This is a genomic window from Streptomyces sp. CMB-StM0423 (genome assembly GCF_002847285.1).
GTDB lineage: Bacteria > Actinomycetota > Actinomycetes > Streptomycetales > Streptomycetaceae > Streptomyces.
In genome coordinates this window covers 3,374,660-3,390,564 of record NZ_CP025407.1, presented here as the reverse complement: position 1 = coordinate 3,390,564, position 15,905 = coordinate 3,374,660, and the positions used below count along the sequence as shown (strand labels likewise).

At 74.1% G+C, this 15,905-nt stretch carries 16 protein-coding genes and 1 pseudogene; 6 read left to right on the top strand and 11 right to left on the bottom strand.

The window, feature by feature from the left end; genetic code table 11:
* Positions 1-43: 43 nt before the first annotated feature.
* From CXR04_RS14595 to CXR04_RS14580, 4 genes are all read right to left on the bottom strand, one after another.
* Complete coding sequence (locus CXR04_RS14595; RefSeq protein ID WP_101422558.1) at positions 44-1,012, bottom strand: hypothetical protein; 969 nt, start codon at positions 1,010-1,012, stop codon at positions 44-46.
* Between the two features lie 164 nt (positions 1,013-1,176).
* Complete coding sequence (locus tag CXR04_RS14590) at positions 1,177-1,788, bottom strand: histidine phosphatase family protein (protein ID WP_101422556.1); 612 nt, start codon at positions 1,786-1,788, stop codon at positions 1,177-1,179.
* A complete protein-coding gene (locus tag CXR04_RS14585) occupies positions 1,781-3,700 on the bottom strand; it encodes a glycoside hydrolase family 15 protein (RefSeq protein WP_101422554.1) in 1,920 nt (639 codons plus the stop codon). The genes CXR04_RS14590 and CXR04_RS14585 overlap by 8 nt, the downstream gene beginning before the upstream one ends.
* Positions 3,701-3,808: 108 nt before the next feature.
* Positions 3,809-4,558, bottom strand: a complete 750-nt coding sequence (locus tag CXR04_RS14580) for an SDR family NAD(P)-dependent oxidoreductase (protein ID WP_101422552.1) — start codon at positions 4,556-4,558, stop codon at positions 3,809-3,811.
* A gap of 303 nt (positions 4,559-4,861) precedes the next feature.
* Between CXR04_RS14580 and CXR04_RS14570 the strand changes: the two genes are divergently transcribed.
* The 3 genes from CXR04_RS14570 to CXR04_RS14560 all read left to right on the top strand — a co-directional run bounded on the left by CXR04_RS14570 (position 4,862) and on the right by CXR04_RS14560 (position 7,417).
* Positions 4,862-5,695: an SDR family oxidoreductase gene (locus CXR04_RS14570; RefSeq protein WP_101422548.1), complete on the top strand. Its 834-nt coding sequence runs from the start codon at positions 4,862-4,864 to the stop codon at positions 5,693-5,695.
* Between the two features lie 127 nt (positions 5,696-5,822).
* Positions 5,823-6,824, top strand: a complete 1,002-nt coding sequence (locus CXR04_RS14565) for a sigma-70 family RNA polymerase sigma factor (protein WP_234380224.1) — start codon at positions 5,823-5,825, stop codon at positions 6,822-6,824.
* On the top strand, positions 6,821-7,417 hold the full coding sequence (locus CXR04_RS14560) for a TIGR03086 family metal-binding protein (protein ID WP_101422544.1): 597 nt from the start codon (positions 6,821-6,823) through the stop codon (positions 7,415-7,417). Before CXR04_RS14565 ends, CXR04_RS14560 begins: the two co-directional genes overlap by 4 nt.
* A 33-nt stretch (positions 7,418-7,450) precedes the next feature.
* On the opposite strand, the gene CXR04_RS14555 is transcribed toward CXR04_RS14560, so the two are convergent.
* Positions 7,451-8,260, bottom strand: coding sequence for an AraC family transcriptional regulator (locus tag CXR04_RS14555; protein WP_101422542.1), 810 nt, complete (start codon positions 8,258-8,260; stop codon positions 7,451-7,453).
* Between the two features lie 64 nt (positions 8,261-8,324).
* Here CXR04_RS14555 and CXR04_RS14550 point away from each other — a divergent pair, with 64 nt between their 5' ends.
* Positions 8,325-8,939 (top strand): TIGR03086 family metal-binding protein, encoded by a 615-nt coding sequence (locus CXR04_RS14550; protein WP_101426373.1) that lies wholly within the window; start codon positions 8,325-8,327, stop codon positions 8,937-8,939.
* A 9-nt stretch (positions 8,940-8,948) separates the two neighbouring features.
* On the opposite strand, the pseudogene CXR04_RS14545 reads toward CXR04_RS14550, so the two are convergent.
* Positions 8,949-9,208: pseudogene (locus CXR04_RS14545) on the bottom strand (cupin domain-containing protein); the annotation flags it as partial.
* Here CXR04_RS14545 and CXR04_RS14540 point away from each other — a divergent pair.
* On the top strand, positions 9,159-9,857 hold the full coding sequence (locus tag CXR04_RS14540; RefSeq protein WP_101426372.1) for a helix-turn-helix domain-containing protein: 699 nt from the start codon (positions 9,159-9,161) through the stop codon (positions 9,855-9,857). The pseudogene CXR04_RS14545 and the gene CXR04_RS14540 overlap by 50 nt on opposite strands.
* A 164-nt stretch (positions 9,858-10,021) precedes the next feature.
* Positions 10,022-11,281, top strand: a complete 1,260-nt coding sequence (gene thrS / locus CXR04_RS14535) for a threonine--tRNA ligase (RefSeq protein ID WP_101422540.1) — start codon at positions 10,022-10,024, stop codon at positions 11,279-11,281.
* Here thrS and CXR04_RS14530 read toward each other — a convergent pair whose 3' ends face one another.
* The 5 genes from CXR04_RS14530 to resB form a co-directional block, all read right to left on the bottom strand.
* Positions 11,282-12,073 (bottom strand): phytanoyl-CoA dioxygenase family protein, encoded by a 792-nt coding sequence (locus CXR04_RS14530; RefSeq protein ID WP_101422538.1) that lies wholly within the window; start codon positions 12,071-12,073, stop codon positions 11,282-11,284.
* A gap of 92 nt (positions 12,074-12,165) precedes the next feature.
* Complete coding sequence (locus CXR04_RS14525) at positions 12,166-12,459, bottom strand: hypothetical protein (protein ID WP_101422536.1); 294 nt, start codon at positions 12,457-12,459, stop codon at positions 12,166-12,168.
* Positions 12,460-12,464: 5 nt separating this feature from the next.
* On the bottom strand, positions 12,465-12,824 hold the full coding sequence (locus CXR04_RS14520) for a cupin domain-containing protein (protein WP_101422534.1): 360 nt from the start codon (positions 12,822-12,824) through the stop codon (positions 12,465-12,467).
* Between the two features lie 82 nt (positions 12,825-12,906).
* Positions 12,907-14,004, bottom strand: coding sequence for a c-type cytochrome biogenesis protein CcsB (gene ccsB / locus CXR04_RS14515; protein ID WP_101422532.1), 1,098 nt, complete (start codon positions 14,002-14,004; stop codon positions 12,907-12,909).
* Positions 14,001-15,905 (bottom strand): cytochrome c biogenesis protein ResB, encoded by a 1,905-nt coding sequence (resB, locus tag CXR04_RS14510; RefSeq protein WP_101422530.1) that lies wholly within the window; start codon positions 15,903-15,905, stop codon positions 14,001-14,003. Before resB ends, ccsB begins: the two co-directional genes overlap by 4 nt.

Sequence of the window (15,905 nt, the reverse complement as noted above, 5' to 3'; positions counted from 1 at the left end):
GAGCGTACCCGCAGGCGCCGACGGCGTACGGGCGGCCGGGGCGTCAGCCGGCGAGCTGGTCGGCGAGCCGGTCGGCGACCTGCTGGGCGCGCTGTTGCAGCTCAGCGCTGTCCGGCGGCTCGGCACCCGCGGTGTGCCACTGGTCGTACGTGACGGTCACCACGACGTTCGACGTGCGGAACACCACTGTCACCTCGCGCTGGACCCCGGGGGAGGCGCCGGCGGTCTTGTCGTCGAGGAAGGACTCGTCGCCGATGTCGTCGAGGAGGCGGGGGGCGATGGTCTCGGCGGGGCTGGAGCCGTCGTCGGGGGAGCCGGTGCTGTCGTCCGTGCTGTCGGGCGTGCTGCCGTCGGTGCTGTCGGGCGTGCTGCCCTGCGTACCGCCCTCGGAGTCCTCGCCGCCCGCCTCGCCGCTGCTCCCGCCCGTCCCGGGCTCGTCGCTCGCGCCGGCGTCCCCGTCCTTGCCGCCGCCCGGCGGGCTGCTCTCGCCCGTGGCCGGGACGCCGCCCGAGGTGTTGCCGGTCTCCGTCTTGTCGGGCAGATCGGGCCGGCCGCTGCTCACGTCGACGTCGTGCTCCTCGGCCCGCTCGGCGTAGATCTGGGCGGCCTGCTGGTCGTCGCTGACCTCGTCGTCGTACGACACGATCCGCTCGAACTGCAACTCCAGCTTGTGCCCGCCCTCGGTGGTCTCCCGCTCCCAGCGGCAGCCCACCTGCCGGTCGGCGTCATACGTCAGGTCCGGCTCGCCGGCAAGGGCCGCCTCGGCGTCCTCGTCGCTCTCCTCGTCCGCCGTCCCCGGCAGCATTTCCTCCAGCGTCCCGGCGCTCAGCGCCGTGCACGGCTCGGGCAGCGTGCTGTACTTCCCCGACGGCACCGGTACGGAGGCTGCGCCGGCCCCGCCTGTCTGGCTGTCGACCGCGCCGCTGCCCTGGTCGGAGCCGGTGCAGCCGGCCAGCGCGACCGCGAGCACGGCGGCCGTCGCGACGGCCTGCGCGAGTGCCCTTCGCTGCACGGGAGAAGGCTCCTTCCGACTACAGGACATGGTGCCGTCCGCAGGTGGCGGACGACCACCATGTTTATCGCACGTCCTGCTGGTTCGCCCGGTCGGGTGTCCGCCGTAAGGCGGTTGACCCGCTTATCTTGTCGCATGGGCGCGGGAGGCGGGCATGTCGCGTCTCATCGAGCGCTGCGCGCCGGGATGTTCCAGCCGAGAAGTACGGGTCTGTCGTGTTCCGTACCGAGGGCCGACAGCGTGGCGGTCTCCAGCCGGTACAGCGCGCCCGCGGCCGGGCGCTGGCCCAGCCGGCGGGCGGTGAGGACGCGCAGGACGTGCCCGTGGGCGACGAGCAGCACGTCGCCGTCCGTCTCCTGCCGCGCCGCGTCGGCGACGGCCAGCACCTCGTCGCAGCGGTCCCCGACGGACGCCAGGGTCTCCCCGGGGTGGCCGGGGCCGCCCGCGGGTACGCCGTCGTGCCACAGGTCCCAGCCGGGCCGCTCCGCCTGGATCTCCGGGGTGGTCAGGCCCTCGTAGCCGCCGTAGTCCCACTCCTGCAGCCGCGGCTCCAGCACCGCGCCGCGGCGGCCGGGCAGCGCCAGTTCGGCCGTGCGCACCGCACGACGCAGCGGGCTGCACAGCACCGTGGCGATGCGCCGCCCGGCGAGCAGCGGGGCCAGCGCGCGGGCCTGCTCCTCGCCCACGTCGGTCAGCGGCAGATCCGTACGGCCCGTGTGGCGGCCGTCGCGGCTCCACTCGGTCTGGCCGTGCCGTACGAGCAGCAGGTCACCCATGGGCGGCCGTGCCTCCTTCTTTCTCCGCGGCGTCCAGCGCCTCGTCCAGGGTCAGTGCGGCCAAGATGAGCGCGAGGTGGGTGAACGCCTGCGGGAAGTTGCCGAGTTGTTCACCGGTGGGGCCGATCTCCTCGGCGAACAGGCCCACGTGGTTGGCGTACGTGAGCATTTTGTCGAACGCGTAGCGCGCCCGGTCCACGTGCCCCGCGCCGGCGAGGGCCGACACGTACAGGAAGCTGCACAGCGAGAACGTGCCCTCGCTGCCCCGCAGCCCGTCGGGGGCGGCGGACGGGTCGTACCGGTGCACGAGGCTGTCGGTGACCAGCTCCGCCTCCATCGCCCGCAGCGTCGACAGCCAGCGCGGCTCGGCCGGCGCGACGAAGCCGACGAGCGGCATCAGCAGCAGCGAGGCGTCGAGCACGTCGGCGCCGTAGTGCTGGACGAACGCCTGCCGCCGCGGACTGTAGCCGCGCTCCATCACCTGCTCGAAGATCGCGTCGCGCGCGGCGGTCCAGCGGGCGACGTTGGCGGGGCGGGCGAGTTCCGCGGCCATCCGGATGCCGCGCTCGAAGGCGACCCAGCACATCAGCCGGCTGTAGGTGAAGTCCTTGGGCCCGCCGCGGGTCTCCCAGATGCCCTCGTCGGGGCGGTCCCAGTGGTCGGCGAGCCAGTCGAGGAGCGCGGCGAGGCAGCGCCAGGCGTCGTAGCCGGCGGGTCCTGCCGTGCGGCTGGCCTGGGCGAGGGCGTAGACGGCCTCGCCGTAGATGTCGAGCTGGAGCTGGTCGGCGGCGGCGTTGCCGGCGCGCACGGGGGCGGAGCGGCGGTAGCCCTCCCAGTGCGGCAGGGTCTCCTCGGGCAGGTGGGGGTCGCCGTCGACGCGGTACATGACCTGGAGCGGCTCGCCGCTGACGGTGCCGCGGGGGGTGTCGCCGGCGCCGTCCGCGGCCACCGCGGTGCCGGTGGCCGAGCGGGCGGCGTGGGCGGCGCCGAGGAGTTCGCCGAGCCAGCGCCGGTAGGCGTCCGCCTCGGCGGCGTAGCCGAGGTCGAGGAGGGCGCGTACGGACAGGGAGGCGTCGCGGATCCAGGTGTAGCGGTAGTCCCAGTTCCGCTCGCCGCCGACCTGTTCGGGCAGCCCCATGGTGGCGGCGGCCACCGGGGCGCCGGTCGGGGCGTACGTCAGCAGCTTCAGCGTGATCGCGGAGCGGGTGACCACCTCGCGCCAGCGGCCCCGGTAGGTGCAGCGGGCGGTCCAGCGGTGCCAGTAGGCACGTACCTTGCTCAGCTCCCGGTGCACGTCCCGCTCGTACGCGGGCGGGGGCGGGTCCGCGCCGGGGGCGCACACCGTGAACACCGCCGCCGCGGTGCGGCCCTGCGCCAGCTCCAGCACGGCCCGCACGTCGTCGCCCTCGCGGGTCAGGTCGCCGACCGGGCCGAGGAGCTGGAGGTGTCCGTCCGCGGTGGCGGAGCGGAACCGGGCGGTTCCTCCTTCGAGTTCGAGCCGGTGCGGGTCGCGGCCGTAGTCGAAGCGGGGGCTGCAGTCGAGCGTGAAGCGCATCGGGCCGCGCAGCGCCCGTACGAGCCGGATCACCCGGTGGGTGTCCGTCGGCTGCTCCGGATGGTCCACCGGCATGAAGTCCAGCACCTCGCCGATGCCCCCGGTGGACAGGAAGCGGGTGACGAGGACGGCGGTGCCGGGCAGGTAGATCTGCCGGGGGACGGCGTCGGGGGCGTCGGCGGTGAGCGCGAAGCGCCCGCCGCGCCCGGCGTCGAGGAGCGCGCCGAAGACGCTGGGGGAGTCGAAGCGCGGCGCGCACAGCCAGTCGACCACGCCCTCGGCGGAGACCAGCGCGACGGTCTGCAGGTCTCCGATGATGCCGTGGTCCGCGATCGGGGGGTACGGGCCCGGGGTCACGACGGCACTTCCTTCCCCTGGCGGCGGCGTTACGTCGACTCTCCCGCCCCGCGCACGCGACGGCTGCCGCGGCGCGGCCATTCGGGTGCCGGGGCTCTGCGCCGGGGTTTACGGCTCGCGGTGGACCTTGTAGTTCGCGGCCTGCGCCCGGGGGCGTACGACGAGGAGGTCGACGTTCACATGCGCCGGGCGGGTCACGGCCCAGGCGATGGTGTCCGCGACGTCCTCGGACGTCAGGGGCTCCTTCACGCCCGCGTAGACGGCGGCGGCCCTCTCCGCGTCGCCGCGCATCCGCGTCACCGCGAAGCCCTCGGTGCGGGTCATGCCGGGGGCGATCTCGATGACGCGGACGGGGCGGCCGTTGAGCTCCAGCCTGAGGGTGGCGGCGATGCTGTGCTCGGCGAACTTCGCGGCGACGTAGCCCCCGCCGCCCTCGTACACGGCGTGGCCCGCGGTGGAGGTGACGATGACCACCGTGCCGTCGCCGGAGGCGACGAGGGCGGGCAGCAGCGCCTGGGTGAGGTTGAGCGTCCCGATGACGTTCACCTCGTACATCGCCCGCCAGTCGGCCGGGTCGCCGGCCTCGACCTGCTCGGTGCCGAGGGCGCCGCCGGCGTTGTTGACGAGCACGTCGCAGCTTTCGAGGGAGGCGGCGAAGGCGTCCACGGCGGCGCGGTCGGTGACGTCCAGCGCGTACGGGGTGGCCGCGTACCCGGCGGCGGTCAGCTCCTCGGCGAGCGCGTCTATACGGTCCTTGCGGCGGGCGGTCAGGACGACATGGTGACCGGCGGCGGCGAGCTGACGGGCCGTGGCCGCGCCGATGCCGCTGCTCGCGCCGGTGACGACTGCGGTAGGCATACGCCCAGGATAAGCAGGTGGCCGGCGGGGGAGAGGGTGGCGTCTGGTGTGCGAGACGGGACCGCACGGATGAGGAGACCGCCGAGTTCGCCGACCCCTTCGCCCAGGGAGACCTTCCTCCCGGCGAAGGCCCCCGCGGAGTGGGTGCGGTGCGCCCGGGCACTGCCGCCGCGCGCCCGGCCGTGCACCTGTCCATGGCGTAAGACAGGCTGCACAGCCGCGGTACCGGCGTGCGAGGCTGTGAGCTTGCCGAGCGCGCGCAACCGCGGAGTTCGCGGCCGGCGGGCCGGGAAGGAGTGCCGGATGTATCTGGTCGCGGGTGCGGGGGGCAACGTCGGGTCCGAGGTGGTCAGGGCGCTGGCCGAGCAGGGCGCCGAGGTCCGCGCGCTCAGCCGCGGCGGCGAGCTGTCCGGGCTGCCCCCGCGCGCCACCGCCGTCGCCGGCGACCTCGACGACCCCGCGTCCCTCACCGGGGCCCTCACCGGCGTCGACGGCGTCTTCCTGCTGCCCGGCCACCGCGACATGCCCGGCCTCCTCGCCCAGGTCGTCCGCGCCGGCGTGGCCCGTGTCGCGCTGCTCTCCGGCCGCTCCGCCGCCAGCGGCGACATGGGCAACGCCGTCACCGCGTACATGGTCCGCTCCGAGGAGGCCGTGCGCGCCGCCGGCATCCCCTGGACCGTCGTCCGCCCCAGTGCCTTCGACGCCAACGCCCTGCGCTGGCTGCCCCAGTTGCGCTCCGGCGACGTGGTGCGCGGCCCCTTCGCCGACGTGCCGGTCGCCTGCATCGACCCGTACGACGTGGGCGAGGTCGTCGCCGACACGCTCCTCGGCGACGGCCACGAGGGCAAGGTCTACGAGCTGTCGGGCCCCGAGCCGCTGCTGCCCGCCGAGCAGGTCACCGTCCTCGGCGACGTGCTCGACCGACCGCTGCGCTTCGAGGGCCTGGACGACGCGACGGCCCGCGCGGAGATGGCGGCGGCCATGCCGGAGGAGTACGTCGACGCCTTCTTCGACTTCTACCGCGGCGGCGCGCTCGACGAGTCGCCGGTGCTGTCCACGGTGTACGACATCACCGGGCGCGAGCCCCGCACCTTCGAGCAGTGGGCGCAGGCCCACGCCGACGCCTTCGCGGCCTGATCCGCCTGGATCCCTTCCCTGATCTTTTTCCGCCCCGGGCCGCCCCTCCGGCGATGAGTTTTCGTGCATCACGCAGTCAGTGCTTGTAGCGGGTGCCGCGGAAGCGACCAGAGAGGGCGGATCGGCGATGGCTACGGTGAACACGGCGGCCGGGGAGGACTTCCTCCGGTTGTCCGACCCCTACCGGCGCGAGCTGCTTGCGCACTGTTACCGGATGCTCGGCTCCGTACACGACGCCGAGGACCTGGTGCAGGAGACGTACCTGCGCGCCTGGCGGTCGTACGACAACTTCGAGGGCCGCTCCTCGGTGCGCACCTGGCTGCACACCATCGCCACCCGCGCCTGCCTCACCGCCCTGGAGCGGCGGCAGCGCCGACCCCTGCCCACCGGCCTCGGCGGCCCCGGCGACGACCCGGCGGGGGAGCTGACCGAGCGGCCCGAGGTGCCGTGGCTGGAGCCGGTGCCTGACGTGCTGGTCGAGCCTTCCGCGGCGGATCCGGCGGCGGTCGTCGGGTCGCGGGAGTCCGTGCGGCTCGCGTTCGTCGCCGCGCTCCAGCACCTGCCGCCGCGGCAGCGCGCGGTGCTGCTGCTCCGCGACGTACTGCGCTGGAAGGCCGCGGAGGTCGCCGAGCTGATGGATACGTCGACGGCGTCCGTCAACAGCGCGTTGCAGCGCGCCCGGGCGCAGTTGGAGAAGGCCGCGCCGAGCGAGGAGTCGGTCGCCGAGCCGGCGGACGCGGCGCAGCGCGAGCTGCTGGACCGCTACGTCGAGGCGTTCGTGACCAAGGACGTACGGGAGATCGTGCGCCTCTTCACCGAGGACGTGGTCTGGGAGATGCCGCCGGTTCCCGAGTGGTTCCGCGGTCCCGACCAGGTGGCGACGCTCGTCTCGGTGCAGTGCCCGTACGCGCCCGGGGACGCGCGGCTGCTGCCGGTGGGCCTCAACGGGCAGCCGGGGTATGCCGTTTACACCCGCGGCCCGGACGGCGACCATCATCCGTTCGCGTTGCACGTGCTGACCGTCGCGCCCGGCGGCCGCGCCGTCTCGCACGTCGGCTGCTTCTTCGACACGTCCCTGTTCGCCACCGCCGGCCTGCCGGCCGTCCTGAGCGGCGGGGGGAGCCGATGAGGCCCGATGGGAGCGCGCCCACGGCGCTGCTCGGCGGCGTGGCGCTGCTGGAGCGGTCGGTGACGTACGCGCTGGGCGTGCTGCACCGCGTCGGCCCCGGCGACCTGCGGCGGCCCACGCCCTGTGCGCACTGGGACCTCGGGCAGCTCCTCGCGCACGTCGGCGACTCGATCGCGGCGCTCAACGAGGCCGCGGACACCGGCCGCATCGCCCTCAAGCCGCAGGCCGCGTACAGCCTCGCCGACCCGGTCAAGGCGGTACGGGACCGGGCCAGGCGGCTGCTCGGCGCATGGGCCGCGGTGCGGCAGCGGGAGCTGGTGACGGTCGGCAGCCTGCCGCTGGCGGCGGCGGTGGTGACGTGCACGGGGGCGCTGGAGCTGGCGGTGCACGGCTGGGACCTGGCCCGGGCGAGCGGGCAGCGGGAGCAGGTGCCGCCGGCGCTGGCGGAGGAACTGCTGGAGCTGGCGCCGCTGTTCGTGGCGGCGGAGGACAGGCCGGTGCGGTTCGCGGCGGTGCAGTGGGTGCGGGAGGGGGCGGAGCCGGGGGAGCGGCTGGTGGCGTACCTGGGCCGCAGGCCGGACTGGGCGGGCTGAGGGGCGTACGGGGGCGGGGCGGCAGGTTCGTCCTCAGTCCGCCGTGCCCTCCGCGTACCGTGACGGCGGTGCGCCCACCGTCGCCGTGAAGTCCCGTGTCAGGTGGGCCTGGTCCGCGTAGCCCAGGTCCGCCGCCAGCGCCGCGAGGTCCAGTGCCGCCCCCGCGTCCGCCCGTGCCGCCGCCTCCTGGAGCCGGGCCCGCCGCAGCACCCACTTCGGGCTCGCCCCGACGTACTCCGCGAACAGCCGCTGCAGCCGCCGTACGGACATTCCCGCCCCCGCGGCCACCTGGTCCACCCGCAGCAGCCCCGGCTCCGCCGCGATCCGCGCCACCACGGCCGCCGCCTCCTCCGCGGCAGGATCCGGCGCCGCCGGCAGCAGCGGCCGCAGGAAGTCCTCCGCCACGGCGCACATCTCCGTCAGGCCCTCCGCCCGCAGCACCGCCCGGCTCACCTCCGCCGCGCCCGGCCCGAGCAGCTCCGCCGCCGGCACCCGCCGGTCGACCAGCTCCGCCACCGGACCCGCCGTCAGGGCCCGGAAGCCGCCCGGCCGGAACCGCACCCCGAGCACCTGCCCGCCGCCCGCCAGCCGGCGTACGAACAGGTCGCGCTGCACCCCGTACACCAGCGGCTCGGGCTCCTCGAAGACCAGGTGCAGGTTCGGGTGCGTGAGGACCTTCGTGTCGTACGTGGCCGCGCCCGGCAGTTGCCAGCGCACGTGCCAGAACCAGTCGACGAACGGCGCCAGCGCCGCGCCGGGCCGGCGGCGGTCGAGCGAGGCGAGCCGGGCGTGCTCGCCGGGGTGCAGGACGCCGCGTGCGTCGTCGAATCCGGAGCCGGGCATACGCGCAGCGTAGCTGTCGCGTTTGTTCAAGACCGGCCGCGGCGCTCGCCGTACGTTCGCCCGTATGAGCAGCGAGAACAGCCGGGACGCAAGCGAGAACGCCGATGTGTACGCGCTGATGAAGGAGTGCGCCGCCGAGGCCGCGCGGGTGGCCAGGGGCGTACGGCCGGAGCAGTTGGCGGGACCCACGCCCTGCCCGGACTGGGACGTGCGCGCCCTCGTCAACCACTGGGTCTGCTTCACCTCCCACGGCCTGGAGCACCGCGCCCGCCGCACTCAGCTCCCCGAGGAGCTGCCGAAGCGCGACTTCGCTGCGGAGCCCGGCTGGGCGGACGCGTACGCCGCGCAGCTCGACCGGGCCGTCGCCGCCTGGGCGGCGCCCGCGGCCTGGGAGGGGGACGTCGACCTGGGCTTCCTGGAGATGCCCGCGCCGGAGGTGGCGGCGGTGATCGTCAAGGAGCTGGCGGTGCACGGCTGGGACGTGGCGCGGGCGACCGGGCAGGAGTTCCGGGCATCGGAGGGGGTGGCGGCGCTGGCGCTGCGGGTCGCGGAGGACCACGGCGAGATGTACCGGCAGTACGACGGCTTCGCCGACGCCGTGCCCGTACCGCAGGACGCTCCGGCGTTCGACCGCGCGCTGGCCGCGACGGGCCGCGACCCGCGGCACCCGGCCGCCTGACCCCGGGCGCTACGCCAGCTCGAAGCCGGTCGTGGACGGGATGTGCGCCGGCACCGCCTCGTGGCGGTCGCCGACGTTCACCGTGCCGGCCGGCTCGGACATCATGGTCGCCGTGCCGGGCGCGGCCACGGGCCGGTGCTCCACACGCCGCGCGGCACGGTGGACACGGCACCCCTGGGCAGCGTGACCGTACGCTCGCCGCGGGCCTCCCGCAGGCCGATGCGCAGCTCGCTCTCGACGACGAGGAAGAACTCGTCGGTGTCCTCGTGCGACGCCGGGTCGAACCCCTTCGAAATGGGCATCGCCACCGAGCTGTTCGGGCTGCGCCGGCCCGAGCTGGACGTCGCGTGGTACGACTTCACGCTCTGCGCCCCCGTGCCCGGCGTGCGCATGCACGACGGCTTCTTCACCCTCTCCCGCCGGCTCGTCTTCGCCGCCCACCGCGACGGCGGGCAGCGGCAGTTCATCGAGCGCCCGGTGCCGGCGGTGCCGGACGCCTCGCTCGCCCCGGTGCTCGCCTGGGCGGCGGAGCGGCTCGACCGGCCGCTGGCCGTCGCCGACCTGGCCGGGTACGCCGCCGTCAGCCCGGCCACGCTGCACCGGCGCTTCGTCCGGGAGCTGGGCACCACGCCGCTGGCGTGGCTGACGGGGGAGCGGGTGGCGCTGGCGTGCCGGCTGATCGAGCGCGGGGAGCACCGGCTGGAGGTGGTGGCGCGGACGAGCGGGCTGGGCACGGCGGCGAACCTGCTGGCGCAGGTGCGGCGGCGTACGGGGCTGAGCCCGTCGGCGTACCGGGCCCGCTTCGGCCCGGCGGGCGCCGCGGGCCCCGGGGGCGGCTCCGGGCCCGCACCCGTACCCGTACCCGGGCCCGCGCCCGTACCGGAAAAAGGTTCTGGGCCCGCTCCCCGGCCCTGCTAGCCTCCTCCGCATGAAGCGCGCTGTGCAGACGACGACGCCGGACACCGTCCCGGCGCGCTGACCCACGACCCAGCCGAAGCCCCGGGGCGACCGCCCCGGGGCTTCGGCGTGCACCACCCCCGCGGGCGGCCACCGCCCCCCACCGACCCGCGAGGAGCCCCACCGTGAAAGACCACCGCCGCCTCGGCCGCGAACTCGGCCTCTTCGGCACCGACCCCCTCATCGGCGCCGGACTCCCGTACTGGCTGCCCGCCGGCGCCGCCGTGCGGCAGGCGCTGGAGGAGTACGTCGCCGACGTCGAGCAGCGCGCCGGCTACCAGCGCGTCTACTCACCCGTGCTCGGCAAGCGCGAGCTGTACGAGCTGTCAGGGCACTGGGAGCACTACCGCGACGACATGTTCCCGCCCATGCGCCTCGGCGGCGGCCCCGACGGCCGCCCGGACGGTGAGGAAGTCGTACTCCGCCCCAGCCTCTGCCCCCACCACGCCCTCATCTACCGCTCCCGCGAGCGCAGCTACCGCGAACTCCCGCTGCGCATCGCCGAGCTGGGCGGCATGTACCGCGCCGAGCTGTCCGGCGTCCTCGGCGGCCTCACCCGCGTACGCGCCATCCAGCTCAACGACGCGCACGTCTTCTGCACCCTGGAGCAGGTCGCCGGCGAGGCGCTGGCCGCGCTGCGGCTGATCCGCGAGGCGTACGCGGCGATGGGTCTCGCTGCCGCCCGCTACCGGCTCTCGCTGCCGGGCCCCGGCGCCAAGTACGTGCGCGACCCGGAGCTGTGGCGGCGGGCGGGGGCGCTGCTGGAGCAGGCGCTCGCCGCGGCCGGGATCGACTACGAGGCCGAGGAGGGCGAGGCGGCGTTCTACGGGCCGAAGATCGACGTACAGGTGCTGGACGCGGCAGGCCGCGAGGCGACCCTGTCCACCGTGCAGGTCGACTTCCACCAGCCGGCGCGCTTCGGCCTCGCGTACGTGGGCGCGGACGGCGGGCGGCACCGCCCGGTGATGGTGCACCGCTCGGTCGTCGGCAGTGCGGAGCGGGCGGTGGCGCAGCTCGTGGAGGTGCACCAGGGGGCGTTCCCGCCGTGGCTGGCGCCGGTGCAGGCGGTGGTGCTGCCGGTGGGCGAGGCGGAGGCGGCGCCGGCGGAGGCGCTGCTGCGGCGGTGCGTGGCGGCGGGGCTGCGGGCGGAGCTGGTGGGTCCCGAGCGGGGCACCCTGGGTGCGCGGGTACGGGGTGCGCGGCTGGCCCCGTACCAGGTGGTGGTCGGGGCCCGGGAGGCGGCGGGCGGGGCGGCGGCGCTGCGGCTGCGCGACGGGCGGCGGCCCGCGCCGCTGCCGGCGGCGGAGGCGGTGGCCCGGATGGCGGCGGCGGTGGCGGCGCGGCGCCCGGAGCTGTGGCCGGACGAGGGGGAGGCGGCTGTCTGATCAGAGCCCGTCGAGGTCGTGCCAGTGCTCCTGCCAGCGCCAGTCGATGGGCTGGTCGGCGCGCTGGTGGCGGATGTCGGTCGACAGCCGGTACGTGGCCGCGGTGTTGTCCAGCGACGCGTGCACCATGTGCGCGGAGTGGACGACCATGTCACCGGCCGCGTAGTCCGCGAGGAGCCAGCGCGCGTCGTACTCCTCCGCCAGCGCCGGCAGGTCCGCGGTGATCGAGGCGGCCGGGCGCTTCAGCGTGCCCGCCGCCTCGGCCGCGAGGACCCGTACGTGGCTCCGCTCCAGATACACGAGCCCGCCCAGCTCCACGGGGCAGTCGCCGAGCGGGATCCACGAGCTGAGCACCCGGTCCGTACCCTCGCGGAGATAGACGAGGTCGTAGTGCGCCTGCGTGGCCGTGCCGACTCCGGCCTCGCCGGGCCGGGTGTGGCGCAGGATCTTGCGCCGGTGGAGGAACGTCCCGCCGCCGAGGAACCACGCGTACCAGTCCCGCACCGCGGGCTGCGCGCAGAACTCCGCGTACTCGCGCCCCGGCACGACCCGCCCGAACAGCGCGGCCCGCTGCTCGCCGCGGGGCTGCTCGGGGTCGACGTGCGCGAAGTAGAAGCGCCGGAACTCCCGTACGCCGCCGGGGTCGAGCACCCCCCGCAGCCACAGGTACCCCTCCCGCCGCAGCCGCGTCCACAGCGCCTCGCGGTCACCCCGCTCGGCGTCCGGCACGGGCCGCAACTCGCCGAGGCGGCGCGGGGACTCGTCCAGGACGTAGCCGTTGGAGGTGACCATGGCCCCAGGATGACCGCGGGGGACCGTCCGAGACCAGAGGGCCTTGCCGACCGGCGCGCGCGCCGTCAGGTCGTGTGCGGGCGTACCCCTTGTCAGGAACGGTCGTCCACGACGTCCAGGTCGACGAACCTGGGTTCTGAGGTGCACAGCTCGCGGAGCCGCCCCGCGATGCGCTGCGTTTCCGGCAGGTCGTTGTTGACCATCGCCTGTTCATACGACGGGAATTCGACGATGTCCACGAAATGCCGGCTGCTTTCCCGGTCCCGTGCGTGGATTTCCCGCGACATCGTGCGTTTCCCCTCGGTGGCCGCCATCCATTCGTCCATGGCGCGGCCCAGTTCCTCGGGATTGTCCGACTCGTACTCGATGAGCTGCACGAACGTCATCGTCCTCAGCTTCCCTTCGCGTACTCCGTCGCCATGGCGCCGGCGAAGTCGTAGAGGATGACCTGTTCGTCACCCACGACCCAGGCGTCGTGGCCGGGCGGGCAGACGAAGACGTCGCCGGCCTGCACCTCGGATTCCTGGCCGCTGTCCATGAGGATGCGCATGCGGCCCTGAACGACGTAACCGTTGTGGTGCACCATACAGGTTTCGGTACCCGCCAGGGGTTTGACCGACTCCGACCAGCGCCAGCCGGGCTCGAAAGTCGCGACCGCGAAATCCAGGCCGGTCATGTGCACCGCTTCGAGGTGACCGCGCGGGAAGTCGCGTCGTTCGTCCGGCTTCTCGATGGTCTTCACTTCCAGCATTGCGATACCTCCCTCCTTGCCCTTCCAGTGTGCACTTCGCGCGTCGGGGGCGGCAAACAGAGGGAGGTATCGCGGGCGGGGCCTAGGTGCCGGAGTAGGAGTGCAGGCCGTCGACGAACATGTTGACGCCGTAGTAATTGAAGAGGAAGCAGAGGAACGCGACGATCGCCAGGTACGCGGCCTTGCGGCCCTTCCACCCGGCCGTGGCGCGGGCGTGCAGGTAGCAGGCGTACGCGACCCACGTGATGAACGACCAGACCTCCTTGGGGTCCCAGCCCCAGTAGCGGCCCCAGGCGCTCTCCGCCCAGATCGCGCCCGCCACGATGGTGAAGGTCCAGAACGGGAAGACCGCCGCGTTCACCCGGTACGCGAACTTGTCCAGCGACGACGCCGCCGGCATCCGGCTCAGCACCGAGCGCGCGAACGAACCGGGCTGCGGGCCCTTCGGGTCCGCGAGCTTCGCCTCGTAGCGCTCGCGGAAGAGGTAGAGGACCGTCGCGACCATACCGAGGTAGAACAGCGCCCCGCAGGCGATGGCGAGCGAGACGTGGATCCACAGCCAGTACGAGTCGAGCGCCGGCACCAACTGGTCGCTGTCGGTGTAGAGCACCGACACGGCCAGGCCCAGGTCGAGCAGGACCGTGGTGACGAGCGGCAGGCCCATCCAGCGGATGTTCTTGCGGGCCGCCAGGAAGCCGAGGTACGCGGCCACCGCGACCATGGAGAAGGTCGTGGAGAACTCGTACATGTTGCCCCACGGCGCCCGCTGCACCGAGAGGGCGCGCGTCAGCACCCCGGCGGCGTGCAGCGCGAAGGCCAGCACCGTGAGGGAGACGGCGACGCGGCCGTAGACGTCGCCCTGCTCGTCGCCGCCCGCCGCGCCGGGACCGTCGGGCACGGCCGCGGCGCCGGAGGAACCGCGGGTGACGACCTTCGGGCGCTCCAGCACGGCGGTGCCGCCGCCGCGCTTCTTGACCGTGACGGTCACGGCGGGCGCCTCCGCGCCGGCCGCCTGCCGCGGGGTGAGCGCGGCGGCGGTCGTGGCCACGCGGCTACGGCTGCCGAAGACCCACTCCCCGACATGCGCGAAGAAGGCGAGGGCGTAGACGGCCATCGCCGAGTAGATGAGGACGTTGCTGATGTCCGCCAGGTTCTGGTCCGTCGCGGCAGCGATGTTCACGCGCGCGCTCCTTCATCGGGCTTGGCTTCGGGCCCTTCGGGCTCGTCGGGTTCGTCTGACTCGGTCTCTTCTGACGTCGTGGCTGCGGGCTCGGCTTCGGACTCTACGGACTTCGCACCCGCCGCCGCGGACCCACCCCCGGCCGCGCCGGACTTGTCCCCGGCGCCCCCGGACTTCTTCTCCCCGGCCGCCGCCTCGTCCGCCGTGGCATCGGGGCCGTCGGTTTCCCCGGCGTCGGCGTCGTCCGCGGTGGCCACCGCCGGTGCCCCGTCCGTCTGCAGCGCCACCGCCAGGTCCGCCAGCTCCTCCGGCAGCCGCGCGCTCTCGCTGCGCCCCAGCCCCGCCAGCTCCACGACCGTACGGCCGTCCGCCCCCGGCGCCGTACGCAGCCACACCCGCCGGCGCTGGATGAACAGCGACCCGGCGAGGCCGACGATCGCGAGGATGGACCCGCCCAGCGCCCAGTAGTTGCCGGGCTGCTGGGAGACCTGGAAGCTGGCCCAGCGCTCCAGCCGCTCGAACTTCAGCGACCCCGCCCCGTTCGGCAGCGTGAACGTGTCGCCGGGCCGCAGCGACTTCCGCAGCGGCTCGCCGTTCTTCTGCTTGAACTGCTTCAGCCGCTCGGTGTCGAGCTGGTACACGTTCTGCGGCACGCCGGCGTCCACGCCGAGGTCGCCGCGGTAGGCGTTGAGGAACAGCGCGGGATAGTCGGGCCCCGGGAACTGCGAGACCATCCCGTCCTTGCTGTAGCCGCCGAACGTCGGGGTGAAGAAGCCCTGGAAGGCGATCTGCGTCTTCTCGCCGTTCTCGTCCCGGTAGTCCGGGACCTTGATCGCGCCGGTGGAGGTGTGGTTGCCGTCCTGCGGCAGGAACGCGACCGGGCCGCTGAACGCCACGTCGCCCTGGCCGTCGCGGACCGTGACGACGGGCGCGTAGCCGTGGCCGATGAGGAAGATCTTGGTGTCGTCGATCTGTAGCGGGTGGTTGACCTCGACGCGGGCCTTGTGCTGCTCGCCCGCCGCACCCTTCCACCAGGTCAGATCGGCGTAGAACTCGCGCGCCGTGCCGCGCTGCGGCCCGTCCTTCTCGAACGTCGCCGTGAAGTCGTCCAGCGTGAAGCCGAACGAGTCCAGGTCGGCGCCGAACGCGGAGTCCTGGAAGTCGTCGTACTGCGTGAGGGTGTTGGCGAAGCCGTCGCCCTTGACGATCAGCTTGCCGCCCTCGACGCGCAGGAGGTTACCCACGGCGAAGGCGACGAGGAGGATGAAGAGCGCGATGTGGAACAGCAGGTTGCCGGCCTCGCGCAGATAGCCCTTCTCGGCGGAGATCGCGCCCTCGTCGCCGGCCGGCGCCACGGCGTAGCGGAACCGGCGCCGCCGCAGGATCCGCTCCGCGGCCGCGCGCACCTCGGCCCCTTCGGCCTCGGTCTCCCACGTCGTGTACGCGGGCAGCCGCGTGAGGTTCCGCGGGGCGCGCGGCGGGCGGGCGCGGAGCTGTCCGACGAACTGCCAGGAGCGCGGGATGATGCAGCCGGCCAGCGAGACGAAGAGCAGGATGTAGATCGCCGAGAACCACACCGAGCTGTAGACGTCGAAGAGCTGGAGCTTGTCGTAGAGCGGGCCCAGCGTCTCGTGCCGCTCGCGGAACTGGACCACCGCGATCTCGTCGACCGAGTTCTGCGGGATGAGCGAGCCGGGGATGGCGCCGAGCGAGAGCAGGAACAGCAGTATCAGCGCCACCCGCATCGAGGTGAGCTGCCGCCAGAACCAGCGCGCCCACGCCACGAGCTCGCGCCCGAACGAGCCGCCCTGCGGCACCGGGCTCTGCGGCGAGTCGTCGACCGGTGCCGTGGACAACTGGGACGCGGCGGCCGTCAGCTCGCGCTCGTCGGTCGTGGTCAT

Bases quoted from the DNA above. Each gene is read 5' to 3' on its own strand.
- CXR04_RS14550 (WP_101426373.1), top strand. From the start codon at position 8,325: ATGAGCAGCGAGAACAGCCGGGACGCAAGCGAGAACGCCGATGTGTAC.
- CXR04_RS14580 (WP_101422552.1), bottom strand. From the start codon at position 4,558: ATGCCTACCGCAGTCGTCACCGGCGCGAGCAGCGGCATCGGCGCGGCC.
- CXR04_RS14590 (WP_101422556.1), bottom strand. From the start codon at position 1,788: ATGGGTGACCTGCTGCTCGTACGGCACGGCCAGACCGAGTGGAGCCGC.
- CXR04_RS14570 (WP_101422548.1), top strand. From the start codon at position 4,862: ATGTATCTGGTCGCGGGTGCGGGGGGCAACGTCGGGTCCGAGGTGGTC.
- CXR04_RS14540 (WP_101426372.1), top strand. From the start codon at position 9,159: ATGCGCAGCTCGCTCTCGACGACGAGGAAGAACTCGTCGGTGTCCTCG.
- CXR04_RS14555 (WP_101422542.1), bottom strand. From the start codon at position 8,260: ATGCCCGGCTCCGGATTCGACGACGCACGCGGCGTCCTGCACCCCGGC.
- CXR04_RS14560 (WP_101422544.1), top strand. From the start codon at position 6,821: ATGAGGCCCGATGGGAGCGCGCCCACGGCGCTGCTCGGCGGCGTGGCG.
- resB (WP_101422530.1), bottom strand. From the start codon at position 15,905: ATGACCACGACCGACGAGCGCGAGCTGACGGCCGCCGCGTCCCAGTTG.
- CXR04_RS14520 (WP_101422534.1), bottom strand. From the start codon at position 12,824: ATGCTGGAAGTGAAGACCATCGAGAAGCCGGACGAACGACGCGACTTC.
- CXR04_RS14525 (WP_101422536.1), bottom strand. From the start codon at position 12,459: ATGACGTTCGTGCAGCTCATCGAGTACGAGTCGGACAATCCCGAGGAA.
- CXR04_RS14530 (WP_101422538.1), bottom strand. From the start codon at position 12,073: ATGGTCACCTCCAACGGCTACGTCCTGGACGAGTCCCCGCGCCGCCTC.
- CXR04_RS14565 (WP_234380224.1), top strand. From the start codon at position 5,823: ATGGCTACGGTGAACACGGCGGCCGGGGAGGACTTCCTCCGGTTGTCC.